The sequence below is a fragment of the Streptomyces sp. NPDC039424 genome (assembly GCF_055639495.1).
Genome location: NZ_JBVKAI010000004.1, coordinates 100,040 through 124,408, shown reverse-complemented (window position 1 = coordinate 124,408; position 24,369 = coordinate 100,040). Strand labels below are relative to the sequence as shown.

Genomic DNA, 24,369 nt, shown 5'->3' with positions numbered 1-24,369 from the left:
GGTGTGTCCTCGGCGGACGGGGCGTCAGAACAGCTTGCCGGGGTTGAGGATGCCCAGCGGGTCGAACACGTGCTTGACCGCGCGCTGCATCTCCAGGCCCACCGGGCCGACCTCGCGGGCCAGCCACTCCTTCTTCAGGACACCGACGCCGTGCTCGCCGGTGATGGTGCCGCCGAGTTCCAGGCCGAGGGCCATGATCTCGTCGAAGGACTCGCGGGCCCGGCGGGACTCGTCGGGGTCCTGGGCGTCGAAGCACACGGTCGGGTGGGTGTTGCCGTCGCCGGCGTGGGCGCACACACCGATGGTGAGGCGGTACTTCTCCGCGATCCGTTCGACGCCCGCCAGCATCTCGGCGAGCCGGGACCGGGGCACGCACACGTCGTCGATCATCGTGGTGCCCTTGACCGCCTCCAGTGCGACGAGGGACATCCGGCGGGCCTGGAGGAGGAGTTCGGACTCGGCGGCGTCCTCGGCGGGGACCACCTGGGTGGCGCCCGCGGCCTCGCACAGCACCCCGAGGGCGGCCAGGTCGGCGGCCGGGTCCGGGGTGTCGAAGGCGGCGAGCAGCAGCGCCTCGGTCGTCTCCGGCAGGCCCATCCGGGCGAGGTCGTTGACCGCCTTAACGGTTGTACGGTCCATCAGTTCGAGGAGGGACGGCACATGGCCGCCCGCCATGATCCGGCACACGGCGTCGCAGGCGTCGGCGGCGGAGGCGAACTCGGCGGCCAGCACCAGCTGCTGGGGCGGCTTCGGCTTGAGGGCGAGGACGGCTCGTACGACGATGCCGAGCGAGCCCTCGGAGCCGACGAACAGGCGGGTCAGGTCGTAGCCCGCGACGCCCTTGGCCGTACGGCGGCCGGTGGACATCAGGCGGCCGTCGGCGAGGACGACGTCCAGGCCGAGGACGTACTCGGCCGTGACCCCGTACTTCACACAGCACAGTCCGCCGGAGGCCGTGCCGATGTTGCCGCCGATGGTGCACGTCTCCCAGCTGGAGGGGTCCGGCGGGTAGTACAGGCCGTGCTCCTCGACGGCGCGGGAGAGGACGGCGTTGACGACGCCCGGTTCGACGACCGCGACGCGGTCCACCGGGTTGATCTCCAGGATGCGGTCCATCCGGGTCAGGGACAGCACGATGCAGCCGTCGGAGGCGTTGGCCGCGCCGGACAGGCCGGTGCGGGCGCCCTGCGGGACGACCGGGACACGCAGCTCGGAGGCGGTGCGCATGACGTGCTGGACCTCCTCGACCGTGCGCGGGAGCACCACCACGGCCGGGGTGCCGGCCGGGCAGAAGCTCGCCATGTCGTTGGCGTAGGAGGCGGTGATGACGGGATCGGTGAGGACCGACCCGGCCGGCAGGCCCGTCAGGAGCCGGTCGGTGAGGTTGCCCTGGGCTTCGTCGCGCGGCGCTTCGATGCGGCTCATGATCACAGCGTCGCACCCGGGGCCATCGGTGTGAACCCCGTCCACGGCACCCTTGGGCCACCCGGATGTGGTGGTCATATTGACGCACAGTGTGCGCCATGGAGAACCGACATTCCGGTCCGGGTACGTCCCTGGTGGCCGCGCGGCCGAGGCGGCGCCGCCTCCGCGTGCTGCGGCGGGTGCTGGTGGCCTCCGTGGCGGGCACCGCGGCGGTCGGCGGGGCGCTGATGCTGCTGCCGAAGGAGCCGGCCAGGACGAGCCCGCCGGCCCCGGGCCCGAAGGCGCGGCCGCCGGCCTCGGTGACCACCGGAGTGCCGGCCGCGCTGCCCGACCTGGCGCTGCTGATCGGGGACCGCGAGAACCATCTGCGGGCCCATCCGCGCGACGCGCGGGCCTGGGCGGTGCTGGGCACCGCGTATGTGGAGCGGGGGCGGCGCACCGCCGACGCCGCGGACTACCCGAAGGCCGAGCGGGCGCTGCGCGCGTCCCTGGAGGTGAACGGCGGGAAGAACGCCGAGGCACTGGAGGGTCTCGCGGCGCTGGCGAACGTGCGCCGGGACTTCCGGGCGGCCCGGCAGTGGGGCGAGGAGGCCCGCAAGCTCGCGCCGAAACGGTGGACGACGCACGCGGTGCTGATCGACGCCTACACCGGCCTCGGCGACTACAAGGCCGCCCGGAGCACGCTGGAGAAGCTGACGGCGCTGCGCACCGGCGCCGCCGCCCGCCCGGCGGTGATGGCGCGGGCCTCGGCCGTCTACCGCGACCGGGGCTGGCGCGAGGACGCGGCGGCCCAGCTGTCCGACGCGACGGCGGCTGCCCGCAAGCCCGCCGAGCAGGCCGAGTACCTGGCCCGGTCGGGGCAGCTGGCCTGGGAGCGCGGCGACCGCGAGGAGGCGCTGCGGCACTTCGAGGCGGCCGTCCGCGTCGACCCCGACCAGCGGGCCGCGATGGCCGGTCAGGGCCGGGCGCTGGCCGCGCTGGGGCGGACCTCGGAGGCGCTGACCGCCTACCAGTCGGCGCTCGCCCGGCAGCCCTCCCCCGAGTTCGCCCTGGAGCTGGGCGAGTTGTACGAGTCGCTGGGCCTGGAGGAGGCGGCGCGGGCGCAGTACGACCTGCTGCGGGCCCGGGCCGAGCAGGACGAGGTCGCCGGGGTGGATGTGGAACTGCTGCTCGGGCGGTTCGAGGCGGACCACGGGGACGCGGGTGAGGCCGTACAGCGGCTGGAGGGCGAGTGGGAGCGGCAGCCCGGCATCGAGGTGGCCGACGCGCTGGGCTGGGCGCTGCACCGGGCCGGCGACGACCAGGAGGCGCTGCGCTTCGCCCGGATCGCGACGGACAAGGTGCACGGGGGCGGGGTGCGCAGCGCGCTGTACGCGTTCCACCTGGGCATGATCGAGCAGGAGCTGGAGCTGTCCGGTCCGGCCCGGCGGCATCTGCAGGAGGCGTTGCGGATCAACCCGTACTTCTCGCCGCTGCGGGTCCCGGTGGCGAGGGCGGCGCTGGACGCGTTGGGGGAGCCGCCGGACGAGGCTCTGCCGGAGATGTGAGCTACTGCTTGTAGTACACGGAGAGTCTGCGCGCTCCCGTCTGCCCCGACGCGAATCCCATGCACAGGCGTGGTGTGGGGGTGTGGCGGACGGCGAGGCCCTCGGGTTCGCGGAAGTCGAGGGAGCGGCCGGCCTCGGTGCGGCTCTGCTGGAGGAGTTCGCCGGTGCGGATGTCGAGGCAGGAGACGTAGGCGTTGCCGTGCCCGGCGGGCGGGTTGGTGGCGGTGTCGTAGGCCGTGCCGGCGAACTGGTAGAGGTGGTCGCCGCACAGGGCGTACCCCTGGAACGGGACCTCGGGGTCGGGGTGGGCGCCGGTCTGGGCGAGGTCGGCGACGGGGGTGGCGTAGTCGCGGGCGACGAAGGCGTCGAGGTCCCAGACGCGGTAGCGCGGGAGGTTGTGCAGGCGGTAGCGGACGGCGATGCGGCGGGTGGCCATGCACACGGTCGGCTGGTTGTTCTTCGAGCCCTCGACGGGGTGACGGATCTTGACGTCCCGGGCGGTGCGGGTGGCCCCGCTCACGAAGTGGAAGCGGGTGACGCCCCTGCCGTAGCCGTGCAGCGCGTCGGCCTCGGTCCAGATCCAGGGGGTTCCGTCGGAGTCGTTCTGCACGCCCATGCTGACGCCGTGCCCGAAGCCCTTCAGGTGCATGTGCCCGAGGGCCTTGCCCTTGTAGTCGAGCCGGTTCAGGCACAGGTCACCGGCGTCCAGGCCGCCTTTGGTGACCTGGAGGACGTACAGGTGGTGGTTCACCTCGTCGAAGGCGAAGGACTGCGGGACCGTCGGCTCGTGGAGTGTGCCGAGCCGGTACAGCCAGCGCTCGGACGGCGCGGCGAGGTCGACGCGCTGGTCCGCTGTGCTCACGGTGCCTCCTCACATCCGGTGGGCGCCGCCCTGGCACCCACCGGACATGAGATCGTCAACCGGCCTTCACCGCTCGCCTGTTCGACGAATTCACAGGTTTCCGCGCCGCTCCTGCTCCCGCTCGATCGCCTCGAACAGGGCCTTGAAGTTGCCCTTGCCGAATCCCATGGAGCCGTGCCGCTCGATGATCTCGAAGAAGACGGTCGGACGGTCCTGGACCGGCTTGGTGAAGATCTGCAGGAGGTAGCCGTCCTCGTCCCGGTCGGCGAGGATCTTCAGCTCACGCAGGGTCTCCACGGGCACCCGGGTGTCGCCGACCCACTCGCCGAGGGTGTCGTAGTAGGTGTCGGGCGTGTCCAGGAACTCCACGCCGGCCGCGCGCATGGTCCGTACCGTCTGCACGATGTCGCCCGTGTTGAGCGCGATGTGCTGGACGCCGGCGCCGCCGTAGAACTCCAGGTACTCGTCGATCTGGGACTTCTTCTTGGCGACGGCGGGCTCGTTGATCGGGAACTTCACCTTGAGCGTGCCGTCGGCGACGACCTTCGACATCAGGGCGCTGTACTCGGTCGCGATGTCGTCGCCCACGAACTCCTTCATGTTCGTGAAGCCCATGACCTTGTTGTAGAACCCCACCCACTCGTTCATTCGGCCGAGTTCGACGTTGCCGACGCAGTGGTCGACGGCCTGGAAGGTGCGCTGGGCGGGCGGTTCGACCATGGGCTTCGCGGCCACGTAGCCGGGCAGGTACGGGCCGTCGTAGCCGGAGCGGTCGACGAGGGTGTGGCGGGTCTCGCCGTAGGTGGCGATGGCGGCGAGGACGACCGTGCCGTGCTCGTCCTTCAGCTCGTACGGCTCGGCGACGGAGCGGGCGCCGTGCTCGATCGCGTAGTCGTACGCCCGGCGCGCGTCGGGGACCTCGATGGCCAGGTCGATGACACCGTCGCCGTGCTCGGCCACGTGCTGGGCGAGGAAGTGGCCCCAGGTGGTGGCGGCCTTGATCACCGAGGTGAACACGAAGCGGGCCGAGCCGTTCTCCAGGACATAGCTCGCCGTCTCGCGGCTGCCGTTCTCCGGTCCGGAGTAGGCGACCAGCCGCATGCCGAAGGCGGTGGAGTAGTAGTGCGCCGCCTGCTTGGCGTTGCCCACGGCGAAGACGACCGCGTCCATTCCCTTGACCGGGAAGGGATCGGCCTGCCGGGCGGTCGTGTCGGGAGTGTCGTGTGTGGTCTGCGTCATAGCGGAAGGGTCGCTCTGCTCGGCAAGGTGCGCAATAGTTTGCTTGTTCGCTGGGCAGTCTGCTCAGCCGTACGGCGGTTCCGGCGGGCTTTCTGTACAGGATGACCACCCCGGGAGGCGGGTATGGCGATCGATCAGCTGGACGGGCGCATCATCGTGCTGCTGGCCCGGGAGCCGCGGATCGGGGTGCTGGAGATGTCCCGGCGGCTGGGGGTGGCGCGCGGCACGGTGCAGGCGCGGCTGGACCGGCTTCAGTCGAATGGAGTGATCCGCGGATTCGGGCCGCAGGTGGACCCGGCGGCCCTCGGCTACCCGGTCACCGCGTTCGCCACGCTGCAGATCCGGCAGGGCCAAGGAGCCGACGTACGGGCCCATTTGGCGACCGTTCCCGAGGTGCTGGAGCTGCACACCACCACCGGCAGCGGGGACATGCTGTGCCGCCTGGTGGCCCGTTCGAACGCCGATCTCCAGCGGGTGATCGACCGGGTCGTCGGTTTTGATGGCATCGTCCGGGCCGCCACGGCGATCGTCATGGAGAACCCCGTTCCACTGCGGATCATCCCGCTGGTGGAGCAGGCGGCCGGGGACAGGGAAGGGAACTGACCGACTTGGGGTGAGCCGACCGTGAGCTTCTGGCAGTACCTGGCCGACCGGCACCAGCAGCTGCTCACGGACGCCGTTCAGCATGCGAGCGTCGTCTTCCAGTGCACGGTCGCGGCGACCGTGCTGGGCGTGCTGATCGGGGTGATCACCTACCGCAGCGGATGGGCGGGCCACCTCGCGACCTCGGCCACCTCGACCCTGCTGACCATTCCGTCGCTCGCCATGATCGGTCTGCTCGTCCCGGCCGTGGGTCTCGGCGTGGCGCCGACGGTGATCGCGCTGACGCTGTACGGGCTGCTGCCCATCGTGCGGAACGCGATCGTCGGGCTGCGCGGGGTCGACCCGTCGCTGGTCGACGCCGCACGGGGCATCGGCATGTCACGGCCGGCCCGTCTGGCGCGGGTGGAGCTGCCGCTCGCCTGGCCGCCGATCCTGACCGGCATCCGGGTCGCCACCCAGATGCTGATGGGCATCGCGGCCATCGCCGCCTACGCCTCCGGCCCCGGTCTGGGCAACGAGATCTTCCGCGGTATCGCCTCGCTGGGCAGCGCCAACGCCCTGAACCAGGTACTCGCGGGCACCCTCGGGATCATCGTCCTCGCGCTGCTGTTCGACGCCGCGTACGTCCTCGTCGGACGGCTGACCATTCCCAGGGGGATCCGTGCCTGAGACGTCCACGACCGGGGCGACCATCGACCTGGAGGGCCTGACCAAGCACTACCCCGGCAGTCCGCGGCCCTCCGTCGACAACGTCACCATGGGCATCCGGGCGGGCGAGACGGTCGTCTTCGTCGGTCCGTCCGGCTGCGGCAAGTCCACCACGCTGAAGATGATCAACCGTCTGATCGAGCCGACCGGCGGCCGGATCCGCATCGACGGCGAGGACGTCACCGGCATGGACCCGGTGCGGCTGCGCCGCGAGATCGGGTACGCGATCCAGTCCTCCGGCCTCTTCCCGCACCTCACCGTCGCCCAGAACATCGCACTCGTCCCGAAGACGGCCGGCTGGCCGAAGTCCCGGATCCGGGAGCGGGTGGCGGAGATGCTCCACCTGGTCGGGCTCGACCCCGGCGAGTTCCACGACCGCTACCCGCGCCAGCTCTCCGGCGGGCAGCAGCAACGGGTCGGCGTGGCCCGGGCGCTGGCGGCCGATCCGCCGGTGCTGCTGATGGACGAGCCGTTCGGCGCGGTCGACCCGGTCACCCGCGAGCGCCTCCAGGACCAGCTGATCCGGCTCCAGCGCGAGCTGCGCAAGACGATCGTCTTCGTCACCCACGACTTCGACGAGGCGATCAAGCTGGGCGACCGGATCGCGGTGCTGCGCGAGCACTCGCGGATCGCCCAGTTCGACACCCCGGAGGCGATCCTCACCCACCCCGCGGACGACTTCGTCTCCGGCTTCGTGGGCGCGGGCGCGGCCCTGAAGCGGCTGAACCTGACCCGCGTACGCGATTTGGGACTCAGGGCGTACCCGACGGTGACCGTGCGGACCCCGCTGCAGGAGATCTTCGCCCGGCTGCGCGGCAGCGGCACGAACGAGATCCTCCTGCTCGACCGGCGCCGCCGCCCCTGCCGATGGCTCCGGCGCGGTGACCTGGTGCGGACCAGGGGCTCGCTGGCCCGCGCGGGCAGGCCGGCGCACACCAGCGTGACCCGGGACGCGACGCTGCGGGACGCGCTGGAGGCGGTGCTGACGGACCCCTCCGGGCGGGTCGCGGTGACCGGGCGGCACGGCACGTACGAGGGCGTGGTCGACATGGAGACGCTGATGAACCGCGTGCACGCGCTGCTGGACGCCGACCGCCCGGACGCCCCGGAGCAGGGGGAGCGGACGGCGTGACGGCCCCCGAACTGGCCGAGCGGGAGGAGGCGGCCGAGCCCGCGCCGCCGCGGTCCGCCGAGAGGCGGATCACCTGGCGGAAGCTGACCCTGCTGCCCGCGTTCCTCGTCGCCGTGCTGCTGTCGACCTGGCTGTGGTTCCGGCAGGCGCACCTGGACCCGATCTCCGTGAACGCGCTGTCGAACGGCCAGGTGTCCAAGGCGCTGCGGCAGCACGTCGAACTGACGGCGATCTCGACGTTCCTCGTCCTGCTGATCGCCCTCCCGCTGGGCGTCCTGCTGACCCGCCGGGCCTTCCGGAAGGCCACCCCCGTGGCGATGGCGGTCGCCAACGCGGGCCAGGCGACCCCGGCGATCGGCCTCCTCGCCCTGCTGGTGATCTGGCTCGGCATCGGCCGGCGGGCGGCCCTGGTCGGCATCGTCGCCTACGCCGTACTGCCGGTGCTGGCCAACACCGTCGCGGGCCTCAGGGCGGGCGACCCGACCCTGCTGGAGGCGGCCCGCGGCATCGGCATGTCCCCGCTCGGGGTGCTGACCCGGGTCGAACTTCCGCTGGCCGTCCCGCTGATCCTCGCGGGCGTCCGTACGGCCCTGGTGCTGAACGTCGGCACGGCGACCCTGGCCGCCTTCGGCGGGGGCGGCGGCCTGGGTGTGCTCATCACCGCCGGCATCACCAACCAGCGCATGCCGGTGCTGATGCTGGGCTCCGTGCTCACCGTCGCACTGGCCCTGCTGGTGGACTGGCTGGCCTCGCTCGCCGAAGTGGTGCTGCGGCCCCGGGGGCTGGGCGCCGCCGGGCGGGGGCCACGGAGATGAGGGGCGTCGTACGCCCGCTGCTGGCCGGGGCGCTGCTCGCGCTCCCCGGCTGCGGCCTGACCAGCGGCTCCCCCCTGGCCGACGCCGTCGAGCCCGGCTCCGTCGGACGGGGCGAGCCGCTCAGGGGTGCCCACCTCACCGTGACGTCCAAGGCGGACACGGAGAGCCTCGTCCTCGGCGCGATGACGGGCATCGCCTTCCGGGCGGCCGGCGCGGACGTCCTCGACCGGACCGGCATCCAGGGTTCCCTCGGCAGCCGGGAGGCGGTCCTGAACGGGGACGCGGACGCCATGTACGAGTACACGGGCACCGCCTGGATCACGTACCTGGGCCACAGCGACCCCGTCCCCGACCCGCGCGAACAGTGGCAGGCGGTGCACGACGCGGATCTGCGCGACGGCCTGACCTGGCTGCCGCCCTCCCGGCTGAACAACACCTACGCGCTGGCCATGAACCGGGCCGCCTTCGAGAAGTACGGCACCCGCACGCTGTCCGACGTCGCCGCGCGCTCCGCCGCCGACCCCGGCGCGGTGACGCTGTGCGTGGAGGGCGAGTTCGCCAACCGGGCGGACGGGCTGCCGGGCATGGAGAAGGCGTACGGGATGAGCGTGCCGGCCTCCCGGATCACCCAGATGGACACCGGGATCGTCTACACCCAGGTGGCGAAGGGGAGTTGCGCCTACGGGGAGGTCTACAGCACCGACGGGCGCGTCAGGTCGATGGACCTGGTGGTGATGGAGGACGACAAAAAGTTCTTCCCCAACTACAACGCGGCTCCAGAGATCAACTCCGAGACCCTGAAGAGGTGGCCCGCGATCGCGGACGTACTGAACCCGATCACCAGGAGGCTGGACAACACGGTGGCGCGGGCGCTGAACGCGAGGGTGGACGTGGAAGGGGAGGATCCGCATCAGGTCGCGCTGGAGTGGATGCGGGCGGAGGGGTTCGTGAAGTAGGCGGGGGGCGCCGGGAGTTGGCGCGAAGAAGTCGATGCAAAAGACTCGTTGCAAAGAGAGCTTTGCAACACTACCTTTGTACGCATGCCGGAACAGCCCGAGATGCGAAAACTCGACGCGCGTTCACTGCGCGGACTCGCACATCCCCTGCGCATGGAACTGCTCACCGCGTTGCGGCGGCACGGCCCGGCCACCGCTTCGATGCTCGCCGAGCGGCTGGGCGAGTCCAGCGGGGCGACCAGTTACCACCTGCGGCAGCTCGCCACCCACGGCTTCGTCGAGGACGCGCCGGACCGCGGCAAGGGCCGGGAACGCTGGTGGCAGGCGGTCGAGCAGGGCCTCTCCATGACCGACGCGCTGCTGCAGGACCCGGATCCGGCGGTGCGCGGAGCGACCGACACCTTCCTGCACGAGGTGGCGTCCGAGCACGCCCGCGATCTGGCGGCCTGGATGGCGACGCTCGGCGACTGGCTCCCGAAGTGGTCGAACCACGCCATGGACCTGAGCGACTGGGAGCTGCGGCTGACGCCCGCGCTCGCCCGTGAACTGATCGGCAAGATGCACGAGTTGGTCAAGGAGTACGACGCCCTCGACGTCGCCGACGACCCCGACATGGAGTACGTCCGCCTCCACACGCACGTGTTCCCCATCACCACGGATCGAAAGAAGGACCAGTGATCGCCCCCGAGAGCCACCTCGCCCTGCACCATGTCCGAGCCGCCGAACTCCGCGCCCAGGCCGACGCGTACCGTCTCGCCGCCTCGGACAAGCGCCCGCACGGCATCCGTGTCCGCCTCGGCTGGACCCTCGTCGAGGTCGGCCTGCGTCTCGCCGCCGCCCCCAGAGCCGTACCCGCCCTCTAGCAGCTGGGCACGGGCCCCTTCCCCTTTTCCAGCGCCACCAGGGACGTCACCGCGCTTTTCAGTGTGGTCACCGGAACCAGCCGGAGCCCCTTCGGCAGTTCCGACCGGGCTTCGGTGCACTCGGCCTTCGGTACCAGGAAGACGGTCGCACCGTCCCGTCGCGCGGCCTGGGTCTTCAGGGCCACGCCCCCGACCGCGCCCACCTTCCCGTCGGCGCCGATCGTCCCCGTACCGGCGATGGTCCGGCCGCCCGTCAGGTCGCCGCCGCTGCCGTCGCCGTCCAGCTTGTCGATGATCCCGAGGGAGAACAGCAGCCCCGCGCTGGGCCCGCCGACGTCGGCGAGCTTCAGCGTGACCTTGACGTCCTGGCCGCTCAGACCCAGGTACTTCAGCGCCGCCACGGTCGCCGCGTCCTGGGACTGCTGCATCTGCTCGGCGTTGTGCCGCTCGATCTCCTTGACGCTGTCGCCGGTCGGATAGACCGAGTCGCGGGGCATGATCGCCCGGTCGGTGCGGAACCAGTTGTCGATCACATCGGCGAGTGAGACCTGCGCGTCCGGCGAGGTCGCCTCGATGGTCGTCATCCGGAGCTGCCCACTCGTCTCACGGGTCGGCGCACCGGAGACCGTGATCACCGCGGTGCCCTTGTTCTTCCCCAGCACGTTCGCCGTCATCCCGGGCTGTGCCACCGAGAACGGCAGCGGCGCGAACACCGCGGTGGCGACCAGCGCCACGACGGGCACAGCACAGACGGCGACGGCCTGGAGACGTGTGAGACGAGAGAGCACAGGATCAATCTACGGGACACCCTTTCAGCCGCCGCAGCGGCAACCCCGCACCTCATCACCGGGCAACCGCACCCGGCCGAGCTCAGCGCAGCGCCTCCGCCACCTCTCGCGCCGCGTCCACCACCCGCGGCCCCACCCGCTCCGGCACGGCGTCCGCCAGCATCACGACACCCACGCTCCCCTCCACCCCGGTCACCCCGAGCAGAGGAGCCGCCGCCCCGCTGGCCCCCGCCTCCAGCTCCCCGTGCGTCAGCGTGTACCCCGGCTCCGACGACGTCGAGTGCCGCGCCGCGAGGATCGCCTTGCCCGCGGCTCCCCGGTCCAGCGGATGCCGGAACCCTGCCCGGTACGCCACGTGGTAGTCCGTCCACGTCGGCTCGACCACCGCGACGGCCAGCGCCTCGGCCCCGTCGACCAGCGTGAGATGAGCCGTCGCCCCGATGTCCTCGGCCAGCGACCGCAACGCGGGCAGCGCGGCCTCCCGTACCAGCGGGTGCACCTGCCGCCCCAGCCGCAGCACCCCCAGTCCGACCCGGGCTCGCCCGCCCAGATCACGGCGTACGAGGGCATGCTGCTCAAGCGTGGCGAGCAACCGGTACACCACGGTCCGGTTCACCCCCAGCTTGGTGGAAAGCTCGGTGACGGTCAGCCCGTGGTCCGTGTCGGCCAGCAGTTTGAGGACGCGCAGTCCCCGGTCGAGCGTCTGAGAGGTCTCCGCGGTCACGACGCCCACTCCTTAAGTGGTGAGGTCGGCAACCTCTCAGCGACGGATGCGTCACCGAGTCCCGTCAGCGACGCGCTACAGAGGCTGCCGATCGGCAGGACGGCCCGGCGGCTCCGGGCCCAGTCGCTTCACGGCTGCGCTCCGCGGCGGCGCTGCCACGGGGCGTATGCGTAGCGGGACAGTAGCGAAGGCGGTTCGCTGAGCGGAAGTATCCGTCCAGAATCCGGGCACCGCCCGACATGACCTGCGACGTTCGTCCTGATACGTACAGCGCGTGCCCTCCGACACACGCCCCACCGGCACACGCCGCGCCCGGCACCGCCCCGCCCGCGAACCCGCGGACGCGTCACCGCATCCGCGTGGCCCACTCCTGCACCTTGGCGATCCGCTGCCGCAGCTGACCGGCCGTCGCCTCGGCGCTCGGCGGGCCGCCGCACACGCGCCGCAGCTCGGTGTGGATCACCCCGTGCGGCTTGCCGCTCTGGTGGACGTACGCGCCGACCATGGTGTTGAGCTGCTTGCGCAGCTCCATCATCTCCTTGTGCGAGACGACCGGCCGCCGCTCGGCGGGCAGTTCCAGCAGGTCGGCCTCCTCGTCCGGCTTCTTGCGGCTGTGCGCGATCTGCCGGGCCTGCCGCTTCTGCAGCAGCATCTGCACCTGATCGGGTTCGAGGAGCCCGGGGATGCCGAGGTAGTCCTGCTCCTCCTCGCTCCCGGGGTGGGCCTGCATGCCGAACTCGGCGCCGTCGTAGAGCACCCGGTCGAAGACGGCGTCGGACTCCAGCGCCTCGAAGGGCAGCATGTCCTGCTCGCCGGTGTCCTCGTCCTGCTCCTTGTTCGCCTCCTCCATCTCCTTCTCGGATTCGGCGTACGGGTCCTCCTCGCCCTCCTTCTTCGGCTTGTCGAGGGCGTGGTCGCGCTCGACCTCCATCTCGTTGGCGAAGGTGAGCAGGTCGGGAACGGTCGGCAGGAAGACGGAGGCGGTCTCGCCGCGCCGCCGGGACCGTACGAAGCGGCCGACGGCCTGGGCGAAGAACAGCGGGGTGGAGATGGTGGTGGCGTACACCCCGACCGCCAGCCGGGGCACGTCGACGCCCTCGGACACCATGCGCACCGCGACCATCCAGCGGTCGTCACTCGCGCTGAAGTCGTCGATCCTCTTCGAGGCGCCGGTGTCGTCGGACAGGACGAGCGTCGCCTTCGTGCCCGTGATCTCCCGGATCAGCTTGGCGTACGCGCGCGCCGATTCCTGGTCGGAGGCGATGACGAGGGCGCCCGCGTCCGGGATGGCCTTCCTGACCTCGGTCAGCCGCTGGTCGGCGGCGCGCAGCACGCTGGGCATCCATTCGCCGCGGGGGTCGAGCGCGGTGCGCCAGGCCTGGCTGACGGCGTCCTTGGTCATGGGCTCGCCGAGCCGGGCGGCGATCTCGTCACCGGCCTTGGTGCGCCAGCGCATGTTGCCGCTGTAGGAGAGGAAGATGACCGGCCGGACGACGTGGTCGGCGAGCGCGTTGCCGTACCCGTACGTGTAGTCGGCGGCGGACCGCCGGATACCGTCCTGCCCCTCCTCGTACGTCACGAAGGGGATGGGGTTGGTGTCGGACCGGAACGGCGTACCCGTGAGCGCGAGCCGCCGGGTGGCCGGTTCGAAGGCCTCCAGACAGGCCTCGCCCCAGGACTTGGAGTCGCCGGCGTGGTGGATCTCGTCGAGGATCACGAGCGTCTTGCGCTGCTCGACCCGGTTGCGGTGCAGCATGGGCCGGACGCCGACGCCCGCGTAGGTCACGGCGACGCCCTGGTACTCGCGGCCGAGCGGCCCCGCGCTGTACTCGGGGTCGAGCTTGATGCCTATCCGCGCGGCCGCCTCCGCCCACTGCTTCTTCAGGTGTTCGGTCGGCGCGACCACGGTCACCTGCTGCACGACGTGGTGGTGCAGCAGCCAGGAGGCGAGCGTCAGCGCGAAGGTCGTCTTGCCGGCGCCCGGCGTGGCGACCGCGAGGAAGTCACGCGGCTGCTCCTGGATGTACTTCTCCATCGCCCCCTGCTGCCAGGCACGCAGCTTGCTGGCGGTGCCCCAGGGGGCGCGGCCGGGGAAGGCGGGCGAGAGGTGGTGGGAGTGGGTGGAGGAAGCAGACATAGGGGTGGGCCCGGAGGGCCCTCCGTTGAGGGTGGTGGCGGGTGACGGGCGGGCGGTAGTCACGGTCTCCGTGGATCGATCTGGGGGGTCGGCTACGTATGACAACCGGGCCACCCTACCGGCGCCCCGGCGGTGCCGACGCGCGGACGAGGCCGGGTCGCCCGTGGGTGGGATCCACGTCACAGCACGCGCGGTGGCGCGGCGATCACAGCACGGCGCAGGCCGCCGTACCGAACGTCCGGGCCCGCGGCCGACGGTGAGTGTCCCGTCGCTCACCGCTCCCGCAGCCGCCTCGTCACCCACGCCCCGGCCAGCGCCACTGCGGCCATCGGCAGGAACACGGCGGCGAAGGCCGCCGGATGGGCGCCGGTCGCGGCCTGCGCCCGCGTGGTGGTCGCCGTGCCGCCCCCGCCCAGCGTCGCGAAGGCCGCGCCGGTCGCCGCGAGGAGGACGACGTTGGCGAGGGCGTCGGAGATCTGCAGGGCGGCCGAGTTGGCGCCGGCCTCCTCCGGGGCGGAGAGCTGGAGCAGGAGCACACTGGAGGAGGAGATCACCAGTCCCATCCCGAAGCAGCCGAAGGCCCAGGCGACGGCCACCGTCCAGACCGGGACGCCGTGGACCAGCACGCTGGGCGCGGTGGCGATGGCGGCGGCGACCAGCACCATCCCGAGGGTCATCAGCCGTTCCCGGTACGGCTCCACCCGCGCCCGCGACTGCACCCACGACCCCAGCGCCCACGTCCCCCCGCCCGCCGCGAGCGAGAACCCGGCCAGCGTCGGCGACAACCCCCGCTGGGTGACCAGCATCAACGGCACGAAGGACTCGGCGGCGATGAAGGACCCCGCGGCCACCCCGCGCAACAGCACGACCGACGGCAGCCCGCGCGCCGCCCGGTAGGTGCCGCGCGGGAGCAGTCCCCGCACGGCCGGCATCAGCAGGGCGGCGCCGGCGACGCCGGGGACCACGGAGATCCACCGCAGGTCCTGCGCCGCGTACTGGAGGAGTCCCGCCCCCAGGGAGATGCCGAGGGCGAGCCGGATCCGCCGCCGGTCGAAGGCGGCCACCATCCCCTTCGCGACAGGCCCTCCGGCCCGCAGCCGTATCTGCGGCAGCGCGAGCGCCAGCGGGAAGACGACCAGCACCGGGATGCCGATGAACACCCACCGCCAGCCGAGGTGTTCGGTCACCGCTCCCGCCGCCAAGGGGCCCACGACCGACGGCACGACCCAACTCGCCGCGAAGGCCGCCATGATCGACGCCCGCAGCCGCTCGGGATAGGCCCGCCCCACGACGACGTACAACGCCACGATCACGAGCCCGCCACCGAGCCCCTGCACGGCCCGCCCCACGATGAACACCCACATCGCCCCGGCCGTCCCGGCCACCACCAGCCCCGCCGCGAACGCCCCGATCCCGGTGGTCAGCGCCCCCAACGGCCCCCGCCGGTCCGACCACTGCCCGGCGAGCACCATCCCGAACAGGCTCGTCGTGAAGTACCCCGAGAACGCGAACGCGTACAGCGACACCCCGTCCAGCTCCCGCGCCGCGACCGGCATCGCCGTCCCCACCGCGGTCGCCTCGAAGGCGATCAGCAGCACGACGGACACGATCCCGACACTCAGCGCCCGGTAGGCCCGCCCCAACACGGTGTCCTCGGCTCCATCGGTAAGTGCGTCCGCGGCTTCGGTGTCGCGTGATTCAAGGGCGGTCATGGGCGAAAGAGTAAGGTGCGCAGCCCACTTTGGCCCCTGTCCGAAGTCTCCCCCCACCCCCGACCTTGGTCGTACGCTCCCCGTTCCACCCCCTTTCATGAACGCCGTATGGCAGTCCCATTGCAGCCCCGCCCCAGCCCTTGAGCCCCTCCCCCGCCCCGCCCTACGGTCATCTCATCAACACGGCCACATGCGGTCGTGAGGATAGGAAGTTCCTCCCGGCCGTGTGCCCGAGTGGTTTAGGGACTCGCCTGCAAAGCGAGTTACGTGGGTTCGATTCCCGCCACGGCCTCCAGCGCCTTCGCCAGGCAGAACGAAAAGGGCGGCACCCATCGGGGTGCCGCCCTTTCGTGCGGCGGCATCACCGGGCCCGGTCGCCGTACGCGGCCCTGCTGGCCTCGATGTCGGCGATGTGCTCGATCGCCCAGCCGGCGAGTGCGAGGGCGGGTGGGATGAGACTCTGGCCGGTGGGGGTCAGGGCGTACTCGACTCGTGGGGGGACCTCCGCGTACGCCGTCCGGGACACCAGGCCGTCGCGTTCCAGGTTCCGGAGTGTGAGGGTCAGCATCCGCTGCGAGATCCCGGGTATCTGCCGGTGCAGGTCGGTGAAGCGCAGGCGTCCCTGATCGAGGGTCGCCACGATCAGCAGTGTCCACTTGTCGCAGATCCGGTCGAGGACGGCGCGGATCGTCCGCCCGCCGTCGCCCCTGATCATGCACGTGTGCTCGTACTGCGACATGACAACCCCCTGTGCGTGGCGCACATGTGTGTGCCTTTTGTAAGCCCCTCGACAGGCCTTCATGATGGGGCAACTCACGCCTGGTAACCATCGTGCAGGGGGCCACTATGGACGTCGCTTACTGGATCGTCGCCGTGCTGCTGGCGGTGTTCTACCTCTACGCCGGAGGCAAGAAGGTCCTGCAGAGCCAGGAGCGACTCCAGCCCATGATGGGGTGGGTCGATCGCGTCCCCATGCCGCTCGTCAGGGTCATCGGGACACTGGAGGTCCTCGGCGCGGCGGGTCTGCTTCTGCCGCCGCTGACCGGGGTCGTGCCCGGGCTCGCCGTCGCCGCGGCGATCGGCCTCGTCCTGCTCCAGGTCGGCGGCATCGTGGTCCACGTCTCTCGCGGCGAGGCCCGGCTGATCGGACTCAATATCGCCCTGCTGGTGGCCGCCGCCGCGGCCGTCTGGCTGGGAACCACCTGGCTCTGACCGGCCCGGCGGTGCCTTCGGTGAGACCGTCGGCCCGGGGGCGAACCCTGGCGGCGCGTCAGGGTCGGCTCGGGGTGGCGCCGGGGGTTTCACTGATGGTGGCTCAGGTGGGGAACCGGCAGGCTGAGCAACATGCCGAACTTCACCGCTGATCGCCGCCGCCTGTCTCTCGCCCGCCGCGCCGGAGTTTCCGTCGCCGGTGCCGCCGCCCTCACGGGGGTCGTGGGGGCGTGCCTGCCGGGTGTCGCTCACGCCGCGCCCGCCGGCGGCGCCCCGTCCGCGGTCGGGGCCGAGGCCGATTTCGGTGACTGCCCGGACCTGCCCACCGGGGTCGATCCGGCGCGCTGGAGGTGCGAGGTGCACACGGCGGCGCCGAGACTGACGATCGGCAAGGTCACCGTGGCTCTCGCACCGATCACCATGACGCATGCCGAGGGACCGCTGGCGGACGGCGGCGACGGGCAGGTGTGGGGGGCGCTGCACAGTGCCCCGACGGCCCTGCCGGACGGGGTGCCCGGTGCGATACAGCCGGAGTACGGCGGGCGGTCCGACTTCTACACGGGGCAGTTCAGTCTGCGCTTCCGGCTGGTGAGCCCCTGGTTGCCGAAGAGCTGCGTCATCGGGGCGGGCGGGCCGGTCGACTTCCAGCTGAAGCGGTCGGGGCCCTCGGAGTGGGTCTCACAGGATCCGCCGGTGATCAGGTTCTCGGCGTACGACGACACGTTCGCCGCCCCGGCCGCCAAGCACTGCGGGCCGCTGACCGGGCCGCTCAACCGGCGGCTCGGGCTCCCGGCCACGAGCGGCAACCTGATCACCTACGACGCCACCTACACCTTCAAGACCTACGACCGGCTCCCTCAGAGCACACCGCCCGCCTCGTCCTGGAAGAGTTCCGTCCAGTAGTGCCAGTCGGCGTCGGTCGTGGTGCCGGTCGGGTCGAGGGCCGACAGGGTCTGGATCATCGTCGCGGCCAGCTGGTCGTAGGCCCCGGTGGTCAGCTCGCGGCCCAGGTGTTCGTCGATCGTCCGCTCGTGATGGAGCAGCCAGAGGGTGTAGGCGAGGGTGGAGATGTCCGTGTTCAGGGGGTAGAGAGTCGCCTCCGGCTCGCTCCAGTTGAACACCGCGCCCGTCGTGCCGTCGACCACCAGGCTGTTGTCCTCGACCAGGTAGCCGAGGCGTATCAGACGGTCGGCGTGGGCGGGGAGGTCCTCCAGGGAGTAGTCGTCGGCGCGTTCCGACGTGAAGTACTCGGTCAGCGTCGGCAGTGGCGGGTCCGTGTCCAGGTGGAAGAGGACCGCGTCCTCGGGCAGGCCGGTCTCGCGCAGGAAGCGGCGGGTCGGCTCGTGGGTGAGCGTGCCGGGGAAGTCGACGTCCTCGAAGCGGGCCACCCGGCCCTGGCCGAACTCCTGGTCCAGGAGGCGGGCGGGGAGGTCCAGGGTGAGGCCGGAGCCGGTGCCGGGGCCGGCCACCAGGGCGAGCGGGCGGATCAGCGCGGCGGCCTTCCAGTAGGGCGGGACCTCGCCGCCGGTGCCCTCCTCGAAGAGCGCCAGCAGCCGGCGGGACGCCTCGGTCACCGTCTTGGTGCCGTACTGGCCCGCCAGGGAGGCGAAACGGCCGCGCAGGCCGGCCAGTTCCTCCGTGACCGCGGCGAATCGCAGCAGGGTCTCCAGGGACGGAGCGAGCGGGCGGGGGTCGGAGGGGTCGAAGAGGTAGGCGGTCGTGATCTCGCCCGTGTCCCCGTCGAGCAGGATCGACTCCCGCTCCATGCCCGCGGGGCTGAGGAGTTCGCCTATCACCAGGCGGTCCCGCAGCTCCTCCGCCAGGCGGGACGGGCCGTCCAGGGCGTCCGCGAGCGTGCGCAGCCCGCCCGTTCGCAGGGACGAGAACGTCAGCAGGCCGCTGTCGGAGGGCAGTCCGGGGCCGGTGAGCAGGCCGCGCGTCGGCGCGTGCGTGACATAACGGTCCAGCTCGGCCTCGGTCAGCGTGATCGCCGCGACACCGGCGTCGGTCGTGCTCATCGCTCCCCCGCGATTTCTTGGCGCGACGACGTTCTTGCGTACGTCGTCGCGCGCAGTTCCTGGGCAGGGCATGTCCGGCCGTCCGGTCTCCCGTCGGAAGCGGCCGTCCCCCCACTGCCCAGAACACTACGCCGCACCACTGACAACGCCCCGCAGAAGAGGACGTCAGGCGACCTCGGCCCGTTCCGTCCCGGCGAGGATCGCGTCCACGGTCCCGTCCACCGTCAGCTCCGAGGTGTCCAGCCACAGGCCGATACGGGGAGTGCGCTGCCTCAGCTCCGCGTCCAGGCCGGCCACGGTCCAGGCCCCGTACCCGGTCTTGGCCCGCCCGGCCTCCCGCGCGGCCACCGTCCCGGGGCCCGGCGCGAGGACGACCACGTACAGGGGGCGGGTGCGGACCAGTGCGACGTACGCCGTCAGGTCCTCGCCCAGCAACACGTCCTGCACGACCGCGGTGAACCCGGCCGCCGCGTAGGTGTCCGCCGTCGTCGCCGACAGCCGGTGCCGCAGGCGGAGTTGGGCCTCGGCCTCGCCGCCGGGGGCGGATCCGGGGACGTACTCCTCGCGGCCCGACGCGATCATCCGGCGGAACACGTCCCCGCGCACATGGGCCGCACGCGGCAGCCGCTCCGCCAGGGCCTGCGCGACCGTCGACTTCCCCGACGCCATCACTCCGGTCAGGACGACGACCCCGCCGTCCCTCATGTGAGGTACACGCCGCCCAGCACCACGACCACCGCCGCGGCCAGGAACAGCAGGATCCACAGCAGCAACTTACCGACGGCGGGCGGCGGTTCGAAGCGCGGTGGCTCCTGCTCGGTCACTGGCCGGTCACCACCGCGGCCTGCGGCCGGATCGGGAGGCGGTTGACCGGGCGGCCGGTCGCCGCGCGGACGGCGGAGGCGATGGCCGCCGGGGAGGTGACCACCGGTACGGCGCTGACCGCCTTGGCGCCGAAGGGGGCGACCACGTCGCGCTCCTCGACCAGTTTGACGATCCGGATGTCGGGGGCGTCCAGGGCCGTGGGGAGCGCGTACCCGGTGAGGTCGGGGTGGCGGACCAGGCCGCGCGGGCTGCGCAGGTTCTCGGTGAGCGCGATACCGACGCCCTGGGTGACACCGGCCTCGATGCGGGCGGTGAGCTGCGCCGGGTTGAGGACCCGGCCCACGTCCTGGGCGACGGCCAGCTCCACGACCCGTACCGAGCCGAGTTCGATGTCGACGTCCACCACCGCGCGGACGGCGCAGAAGGCCAGGCCCACGAAGGCGTCGCCCTGGCCGGAGGCGTTCAGCGGCTCGGTGGGGTGCGGGCGGCACTGCGCGGTGGCCCACAGCTCCTTGCCGTCCAGCGCCTCGGTGACGGTGGTGGACAGCACACCGTCGTACGAGGTGATCTTGCCGTCGGTGATCTGCAGCAGTTCGGTCGACATGCCGAACTTGTGCGCCAGGGGTTGCAGCAGTTGCGTACGGACCATCTTGGCCGCGCGCTCCACCGCGCCGCCCGACACCCAGGTGTGGCGGCCCCGGCAGCCCGGACCGGCCGGGGGCTGGTCGGTGTCGACGGGCGCCACGTGCACCTCGTCGATGCCGAGGGTCTCCTGGACGATCTGGCGGGCGAGGGTGGTAAAGCCCTGGCCGGTCTCCACCGCCGCGCACAGCACGGTGGCGATGCCGTCGTGGACCTTCACGGTGGCCGTCGAGACCTCGTCAGCGCCCTCCGCGCCGAGCATGTGCACCATGCCCAGGCCGTAGCCGACGCCCCGGCGCACCGCGCCCGGTTCGCCCGCGCCCTCGGGACCGCCGGGCAGCAGCCACTCCTCCTCGGGCGTGTCCTTCGGCAGCGCCGGGAGCGGGAAGTCCCGTACCGCCTGCAGGAGTTCGGCGACCGGCGCGGGGCAGGTCACCGTCTGGCCGATCGGCAGGACGTCACCGGTGGCGAGCGCGTTGCGCAGGCGCAGCTCCGCCGGGTCCAGGCCGAGCTTCTTGGCGAGCTTGTCCATCTGCGCCTCGTAGGCGGCGCACACCTGCATGGCGCCCTCGCCGCGCACATGGCCGGAGGGCGGGTTGTTGGTGCGTACGGCCCAGCCCTCGATGAAGGCGTTGGGGACGACGTACGGGCCGCAGGCGAAGGAGACGGCGGCGGCCAGGGCCTCGGCGGAGGTGTCGGCGTACGCGCCCGCGTCGAGGAGGATCTGCGCCTCGACCTTGACCAGCTTGCCCTCGGTGTCGGCGTGGTGGCGGTAGCGCAGCAGCGTGGGGTGGCGGTGGACGTGGCCGAGGAAGGACTCCTCGCGGCTCGCCGTCAGCTTCACCGGGCAGCCGGTCTTCAGGGCGAGCAGGCCGAGCGGGAGCTGGAAGCCCTGGTCCTCGCGGTCGGCGGTGGCGCCGGGGACGCCGGTGACGACGATCTTCACCCGCTCGGGGGCCAGGCCGAAGACGGCGGCGGCCGTGTTGCGGTCGGTGTGCGGGTCGGTGGAGGCCAGGTAGAGCTCGACGCCGCCGTCGGGGCGGGGCACGGCGAGGCCCGCCTCCGCGCCGATGGGGGCCGGGTCCGCGCGGCCGATGCGGTACAGGCCCTCGACGACGACCTCGCCGTGCGCGTCCGGGTCGCCGTGGTGCAGCGGGATGTGCCGGATCAGGTTGCCGTCGGGGTGCAGCGGTTCCGCCTCGAAGGCGTGTTCGGGGTCGATCACCGGGTCGAGTACCTCGTACTCGACGATGACGGCCGCGGCGGCCATCCGGGCGGTGTCCGGGTGGTCGGCGGCGACGGCCGCGATGGGCTCGCCGTGGTGGCGTACGACCTCGGAGGCGAACACCGGGCGGTCGGGCGTGCCCCGGCCGTGGCGCGGGGTGCCGGGCACGTCCTCGTGGGTGACGACCGCGCGTACGCCGGGCATCTCGCGCGCGTGGGAGGTGTCGATGGACACGATGCGCGCGTGCGCGTGCGGGGAGCGCAGTACGGCCGCCCAGAGCAGGCCCTCGGCCCACAGGTCGGCCGCGTACGGAAAGGTGCCCTCGGTCTTGGCGCGGGCGTCGGCGGGGGGCAGGGAGACGCCGATGCCGTGCGGCGGTGGCTCGGCGGCGGTGGCGGGCTCCGCGGCGGTGGTCGCGGTGGCGGCTTCGTTGCTCACGCCTGGCCTCCGTCCTGGCCGTAGTGCTGGTCCTGCGGACCCGGGGTACCGAAGGTCCCCGGTGAGTCGAAGGCCGACGCGTTGACGCCGCCGGCTCCGGGGCCCGCCTGGTGCGGAATACGTGCCCCGTCGGCGTCCGTCTCGGCCTCGGCCGCGGAATGCGCCTCCCGTTCGGCGACGACCTCCTGGACGGCGTCCAGGACGCCCCGGTAGCCGGAGCAGCGGCACAGGTTGCCGCACAGCGCCTGGCGGGCCTCGAGATCGGTGGGCGCCGGATTGCCCTCCAGCAGGTCGTGCACGGTCATCGCCATGCCGGGGACGCAGAAACCGCACTGCACCGCACCGCACTTGGCGAGCGCCCGCTGCACGTCCGAGGGCCGGCCGTCCACCGCGAGGCCCTCGACCGTGCGCACCTCGCTGCCGGCGGCGGTGACGGCGGGCACCAGGCAGGAGGCGACGAGCCGTCCGTCGACCTGGACGTTGCAGGCCCCGCACTCGCCCTGCGAGCAGCCGTCCTTGGCTCCGGCGAGGCCGAGCCGCTCGCGCAGGACGTACAACAGCGACTCGCCGATCCAGGCGTCGGTGACGGGTCGCTCGGTGCCGTTGACGCGCAGGACGTAGGAGGCGAGGGGGTGTTCGTCGTGGGCGGGGGGCGGGGGCGTCTCGTCCGGGGCGGCGGCCGACTCGTGCGGTGCCGCGGTGTCGTCGGCCGTGACGGCCTCTTCGGCGACCTCCGGCTCGGTCCCGGTGTCCGTGGCCGTCTCTTGGTCCGCCGGGGCCTCAGCGAGCCCTTCAGGGGCCTCCACGGCCTCCCGTGCGTCCGGGGCGGCCTCGTCCGGCTCCGGCTCGCCGGTCTCCCGGGTGTGCTCGGCCGGGGGCTCGGCGTACGGCGTGGCGGGCTGGAAGCCCTCGTGGGCGGGCTGTTCGGGCCCCGGGTGGCCGGGCTGTTCGGCGGCCGCCTCGGTGCCGGGGACCTGCTGCCCCCAGGTCTGCCCCGCGGTGTCCGTCGCCCAGGGGGCGGGGGCGCCGCCGGGAAGGGTGGCCGGAGGGGTGCCGCCCCACTGCTCGACCAGGGCGGAAGTGGTGAACTCACCCGATTCGTCCGGAAGGTCGCCTCCCGCGACGGGGATGGACCACTCCCCGGTCACATCGTGACCGGGGGCCGGCGCGGGGGGCTCGTCGAAGACCCACTGCTGCGTACTGGCGGGGGTGTACGTGAACCGGTCGTCCGTGCCCGCGCCCGTCCCCTGGTGCGGGGCGTTCGGGTCGGGCCAGTGGGCGTCGTCGGCCGGCATCGCCCAGGTGCCGCCGGCCGTCGGGTCGGCGCCGGGGTCCACACCCGGGGCCACCGTTATCGGCGGCGGCACATAGCCGTGACCGGGTGCGGCCAGGAGGGCGTCGATGCCGCCCTCGGGGAGTTTCACGAAGGCGGTGGCACCGTCGTCGTAGTCGCCCTGGGGCAGCGGGTCCCAGCGGCCTCCGCCCTGGGACGTGCCCTCTCCGTGCTGGTCGTCGGTCACGACAGCGCCCTCCCCAGTGCTCGTCGGGCCAGTGCGGCGACGGTGCGCCGCAGGTGCAGTACGGCGGGCGGAAGCTCCGGCACGGAACCGTCCGGCTCCGGGGCCGGGTCGGGGATGCAGGCCGCGGCGACGTACTCGCCGAAGGCGTTCAGCGCCTCCGGGACGATCGCGCGGTCGTTGTCCCAGTCGATGAGCCGGGCGACCCACTGCTCGGCGTCCAGCGGCCTGAGCGGCATCGGCGCTATGGCGCCGACCGCGCACCGCACTCCGCGCCGGGCGGGGTCGAGCACCAGCGCCACGGAGGCGACCGCGCGGCCGGGACCGGTCCGGCCGGTGGCCTTCAGGAAGACCTGCGGGGCGTGCAGCAGCGGTACGCGCACGTAGCCGATGAGTTCGCCGCCGCGCAGCATCTCCACGCCGGCCAGCAGGTGCGACACCGGGATTTCCCGGCGGGCTCCGCCCGGGCCGGCGATGATCAGCGTCGCCTCCAGGGCGGCCAGGACCGGCAGCGCGTCCCCGGTGGGCGCGGCCGAGGCGATGTTGCCGCCCAGGGTGCCCGCGTTGCGGATGTGCGGCGGGCCCGCGGCGCGCGCGGCGGCGGCGAGCGCCGGGATGAGGGCCGCGAAGTCGGGGCGGCCCATCCGTGCGTGGGTGAGGCCGGCGCCGAGCAGCGCGTGGCCGTCCTGGTACTGCCAGCCGCGGATCTCGCTGATCCGGCCGAGGCCCACCAGGGCGGCGGGCCTGAGCTGTCCGGAGTTGACGGCGGCCATCAGGTCGGTGCCGCCCGCCACGGGTACGGCGGTGGGCATGGCGCCGAGCGCCGCCACTGCCTCGTCCAGCGTTGTGGGCAGCGTGACGGCCTGCCCCGCCTGCGGTGCGTGCGTGGTCAAACCGGCTGCCCCTTCCCGCTGCCCCACCTGGTCCCACCTGTGTTGCCGTACGGTACGTGCTGACAGGGCGGACGTGGCAACTCTGGCA

At 72.4% G+C, this 24,369-nt stretch carries 24 protein-coding genes and 1 tRNA gene; 11 read left to right on the top strand and 14 right to left on the bottom strand.

What is annotated here, in order from left to right; all coding sequences use genetic code 11:
• Window positions 1-24: 24 nt before the first annotated feature.
• Window positions 25-1,431, bottom strand: coding sequence for an FAD-binding oxidoreductase (locus ACZ7L0_RS11855; RefSeq protein WP_471242737.1), 1,407 nt, complete (start codon window positions 1,429-1,431; stop codon window positions 25-27).
• Between the two features lie 92 nt (window positions 1,432-1,523).
• Here ACZ7L0_RS11855 and ACZ7L0_RS11850 point away from each other — a divergent pair, with 92 nt between their 5' ends.
• Window positions 1,524-2,972: a tetratricopeptide repeat protein gene (locus tag ACZ7L0_RS11850; RefSeq protein WP_471242297.1), complete on the top strand. Its 1,449-nt coding sequence runs from the start codon at window positions 1,524-1,526 to the stop codon at window positions 2,970-2,972.
• A gap of 1 nt (window position 2,973) precedes the next feature.
• Here the strand turns inward: ACZ7L0_RS11850 and ACZ7L0_RS11845 are convergent, their stop codons facing one another.
• Both ACZ7L0_RS11845 and hppD read right to left on the bottom strand, forming a co-directional pair.
• Window positions 2,974-3,834, bottom strand: coding sequence for a phage baseplate protein (locus tag ACZ7L0_RS11845; protein ID WP_471242296.1), 861 nt, complete (start codon window positions 3,832-3,834; stop codon window positions 2,974-2,976).
• Window positions 3,835-3,924: 90 nt separating this feature from the next.
• The gene (gene hppD / locus ACZ7L0_RS11840; protein ID WP_471242295.1) at window positions 3,925-5,073 is read right to left on the bottom strand and encodes a 4-hydroxyphenylpyruvate dioxygenase; all 1,149 of its coding nucleotides are present in this window, start codon (window positions 5,071-5,073) and stop codon (window positions 3,925-3,927) included.
• Window positions 5,074-5,196: 123 nt separating this feature from the next.
• Between hppD and ACZ7L0_RS11835 the strand changes: the two genes are divergently transcribed.
• From ACZ7L0_RS11835 to ACZ7L0_RS11805, 7 genes are all read left to right on the top strand, one after another.
• The gene (locus ACZ7L0_RS11835) at window positions 5,197-5,676 is read left to right on the top strand and encodes an Lrp/AsnC family transcriptional regulator (protein ID WP_471242294.1); all 480 of its coding nucleotides are present in this window, start codon (window positions 5,197-5,199) and stop codon (window positions 5,674-5,676) included.
• 21 nt (window positions 5,677-5,697) lie between these two features.
• Window positions 5,698-6,345, top strand: a complete 648-nt coding sequence (locus tag ACZ7L0_RS11830; RefSeq protein WP_471242293.1) for an ABC transporter permease — start codon at window positions 5,698-5,700, stop codon at window positions 6,343-6,345.
• Window positions 6,338-7,516, top strand: a complete 1,179-nt coding sequence (locus ACZ7L0_RS11825; protein WP_471242292.1) for an ABC transporter ATP-binding protein — start codon at window positions 6,338-6,340, stop codon at window positions 7,514-7,516. Before ACZ7L0_RS11830 ends, ACZ7L0_RS11825 begins: the two co-directional genes overlap by 8 nt.
• The gene (locus tag ACZ7L0_RS11820; protein ID WP_471242291.1) at window positions 7,513-8,331 is read left to right on the top strand and encodes an ABC transporter permease; all 819 of its coding nucleotides are present in this window, start codon (window positions 7,513-7,515) and stop codon (window positions 8,329-8,331) included. The genes ACZ7L0_RS11825 and ACZ7L0_RS11820 overlap by 4 nt, the downstream gene beginning before the upstream one ends.
• The gene (locus ACZ7L0_RS11815) at window positions 8,328-9,287 is read left to right on the top strand and encodes a glycine betaine ABC transporter substrate-binding protein (protein WP_471242290.1); all 960 of its coding nucleotides are present in this window, start codon (window positions 8,328-8,330) and stop codon (window positions 9,285-9,287) included. The genes ACZ7L0_RS11820 and ACZ7L0_RS11815 overlap by 4 nt, the downstream gene beginning before the upstream one ends.
• Window positions 9,288-9,371: 84 nt before the next feature.
• Window positions 9,372-9,965, top strand: coding sequence for a helix-turn-helix domain-containing protein (locus ACZ7L0_RS11810; RefSeq protein ID WP_471242289.1), 594 nt, complete (start codon window positions 9,372-9,374; stop codon window positions 9,963-9,965).
• Window positions 9,965-10,150 (top strand): hypothetical protein, encoded by a 186-nt coding sequence (locus ACZ7L0_RS11805; protein WP_471242736.1) that lies wholly within the window; start codon window positions 9,965-9,967, stop codon window positions 10,148-10,150. The genes ACZ7L0_RS11810 and ACZ7L0_RS11805 overlap by 1 nt, the downstream gene beginning before the upstream one ends.
• Here ACZ7L0_RS11805 and ACZ7L0_RS11800 read toward each other — a convergent pair.
• The 4 genes from ACZ7L0_RS11800 to ACZ7L0_RS11785 form a co-directional block, all read right to left on the bottom strand.
• On the bottom strand, window positions 10,147-10,938 hold the full coding sequence (locus ACZ7L0_RS11800) for a S16 family serine protease (RefSeq protein ID WP_471242288.1): 792 nt from the start codon (window positions 10,936-10,938) through the stop codon (window positions 10,147-10,149). The genes ACZ7L0_RS11805 and ACZ7L0_RS11800 overlap by 4 nt on opposite strands.
• A gap of 82 nt (window positions 10,939-11,020) precedes the next feature.
• Window positions 11,021-11,662, bottom strand: a complete 642-nt coding sequence (locus tag ACZ7L0_RS11795) for an IclR family transcriptional regulator (protein ID WP_471242287.1) — start codon at window positions 11,660-11,662, stop codon at window positions 11,021-11,023.
• 346 nt (window positions 11,663-12,008) lie between these two features.
• On the bottom strand, window positions 12,009-13,799 hold the full coding sequence (locus ACZ7L0_RS11790) for a DEAD/DEAH box helicase (RefSeq protein ID WP_471242286.1): 1,791 nt from the start codon (window positions 13,797-13,799) through the stop codon (window positions 12,009-12,011).
• 272 nt (window positions 13,800-14,071) lie between these two features.
• The gene (locus tag ACZ7L0_RS11785; RefSeq protein WP_471242285.1) at window positions 14,072-15,511 is read right to left on the bottom strand and encodes an MFS transporter; all 1,440 of its coding nucleotides are present in this window, start codon (window positions 15,509-15,511) and stop codon (window positions 14,072-14,074) included.
• Window positions 15,512-15,731: 220 nt separating this feature from the next.
• Here ACZ7L0_RS11785 and ACZ7L0_RS11780 point away from each other — a divergent pair.
• Window positions 15,732-15,806 (top strand) — tRNA-Cys (locus tag ACZ7L0_RS11780).
• Window positions 15,807-15,872: 66 nt separating this feature from the next.
• On the opposite strand, the gene ACZ7L0_RS11775 is transcribed toward ACZ7L0_RS11780, so the two are convergent.
• On the bottom strand, window positions 15,873-16,250 hold the full coding sequence (locus tag ACZ7L0_RS11775; RefSeq protein WP_471242284.1) for a winged helix-turn-helix transcriptional regulator: 378 nt from the start codon (window positions 16,248-16,250) through the stop codon (window positions 15,873-15,875).
• A 107-nt stretch (window positions 16,251-16,357) separates the two neighbouring features.
• Between ACZ7L0_RS11775 and ACZ7L0_RS11770 the strand changes: the two genes are divergently transcribed.
• Together ACZ7L0_RS11770 and ACZ7L0_RS11765 are read left to right on the top strand one after the other, a co-directional pair.
• Window positions 16,358-16,723 carry a DoxX family protein gene (locus tag ACZ7L0_RS11770; RefSeq protein WP_471242283.1) on the top strand — a complete coding sequence of 122 codons (366 nt, stop codon included), beginning with the start codon at window positions 16,358-16,360 and terminating at the stop codon, window positions 16,721-16,723.
• 132 nt (window positions 16,724-16,855) lie between these two features.
• Complete coding sequence (locus ACZ7L0_RS11765; protein WP_471242282.1) at window positions 16,856-17,626, top strand: hypothetical protein; 771 nt, start codon at window positions 16,856-16,858, stop codon at window positions 17,624-17,626.
• Here ACZ7L0_RS11765 and ACZ7L0_RS11760 read toward each other — a convergent pair.
• The 6 genes from ACZ7L0_RS11760 to ACZ7L0_RS11735 form a co-directional block, all read right to left on the bottom strand.
• Complete coding sequence (locus tag ACZ7L0_RS11760) at window positions 17,581-18,741, bottom strand: SUKH-4 family immunity protein (protein ID WP_471242281.1); 1,161 nt, start codon at window positions 18,739-18,741, stop codon at window positions 17,581-17,583. The two genes, ACZ7L0_RS11765 and ACZ7L0_RS11760, sit on opposite strands and share 46 nt — an antisense overlap.
• A 165-nt stretch (window positions 18,742-18,906) precedes the next feature.
• The gene (locus tag ACZ7L0_RS11755; protein WP_471242280.1) at window positions 18,907-19,446 is read right to left on the bottom strand and encodes an AAA family ATPase; all 540 of its coding nucleotides are present in this window, start codon (window positions 19,444-19,446) and stop codon (window positions 18,907-18,909) included.
• Window positions 19,443-19,565, bottom strand: coding sequence for a hypothetical protein (locus ACZ7L0_RS11750; protein ID WP_471242279.1), 123 nt, complete (start codon window positions 19,563-19,565; stop codon window positions 19,443-19,445). Before ACZ7L0_RS11750 ends, ACZ7L0_RS11755 begins: the two co-directional genes overlap by 4 nt.
• A complete protein-coding gene (locus ACZ7L0_RS11745; RefSeq protein WP_471242278.1) occupies window positions 19,562-21,871 on the bottom strand; it encodes a xanthine dehydrogenase family protein molybdopterin-binding subunit in 2,310 nt (769 codons plus the stop codon). Before ACZ7L0_RS11745 ends, ACZ7L0_RS11750 begins: the two co-directional genes overlap by 4 nt.
• Window positions 21,868-23,391: a (2Fe-2S)-binding protein gene (locus ACZ7L0_RS11740; RefSeq protein ID WP_471242277.1), complete on the bottom strand. Its 1,524-nt coding sequence runs from the start codon at window positions 23,389-23,391 to the stop codon at window positions 21,868-21,870. Before ACZ7L0_RS11740 ends, ACZ7L0_RS11745 begins: the two co-directional genes overlap by 4 nt.
• Window positions 23,388-24,281 (bottom strand): FAD binding domain-containing protein, encoded by an 894-nt coding sequence (locus ACZ7L0_RS11735; protein ID WP_471242276.1) that lies wholly within the window; start codon window positions 24,279-24,281, stop codon window positions 23,388-23,390. Before ACZ7L0_RS11735 ends, ACZ7L0_RS11740 begins: the two co-directional genes overlap by 4 nt.
• Window positions 24,282-24,369: the final 88 nt, after the last annotated feature.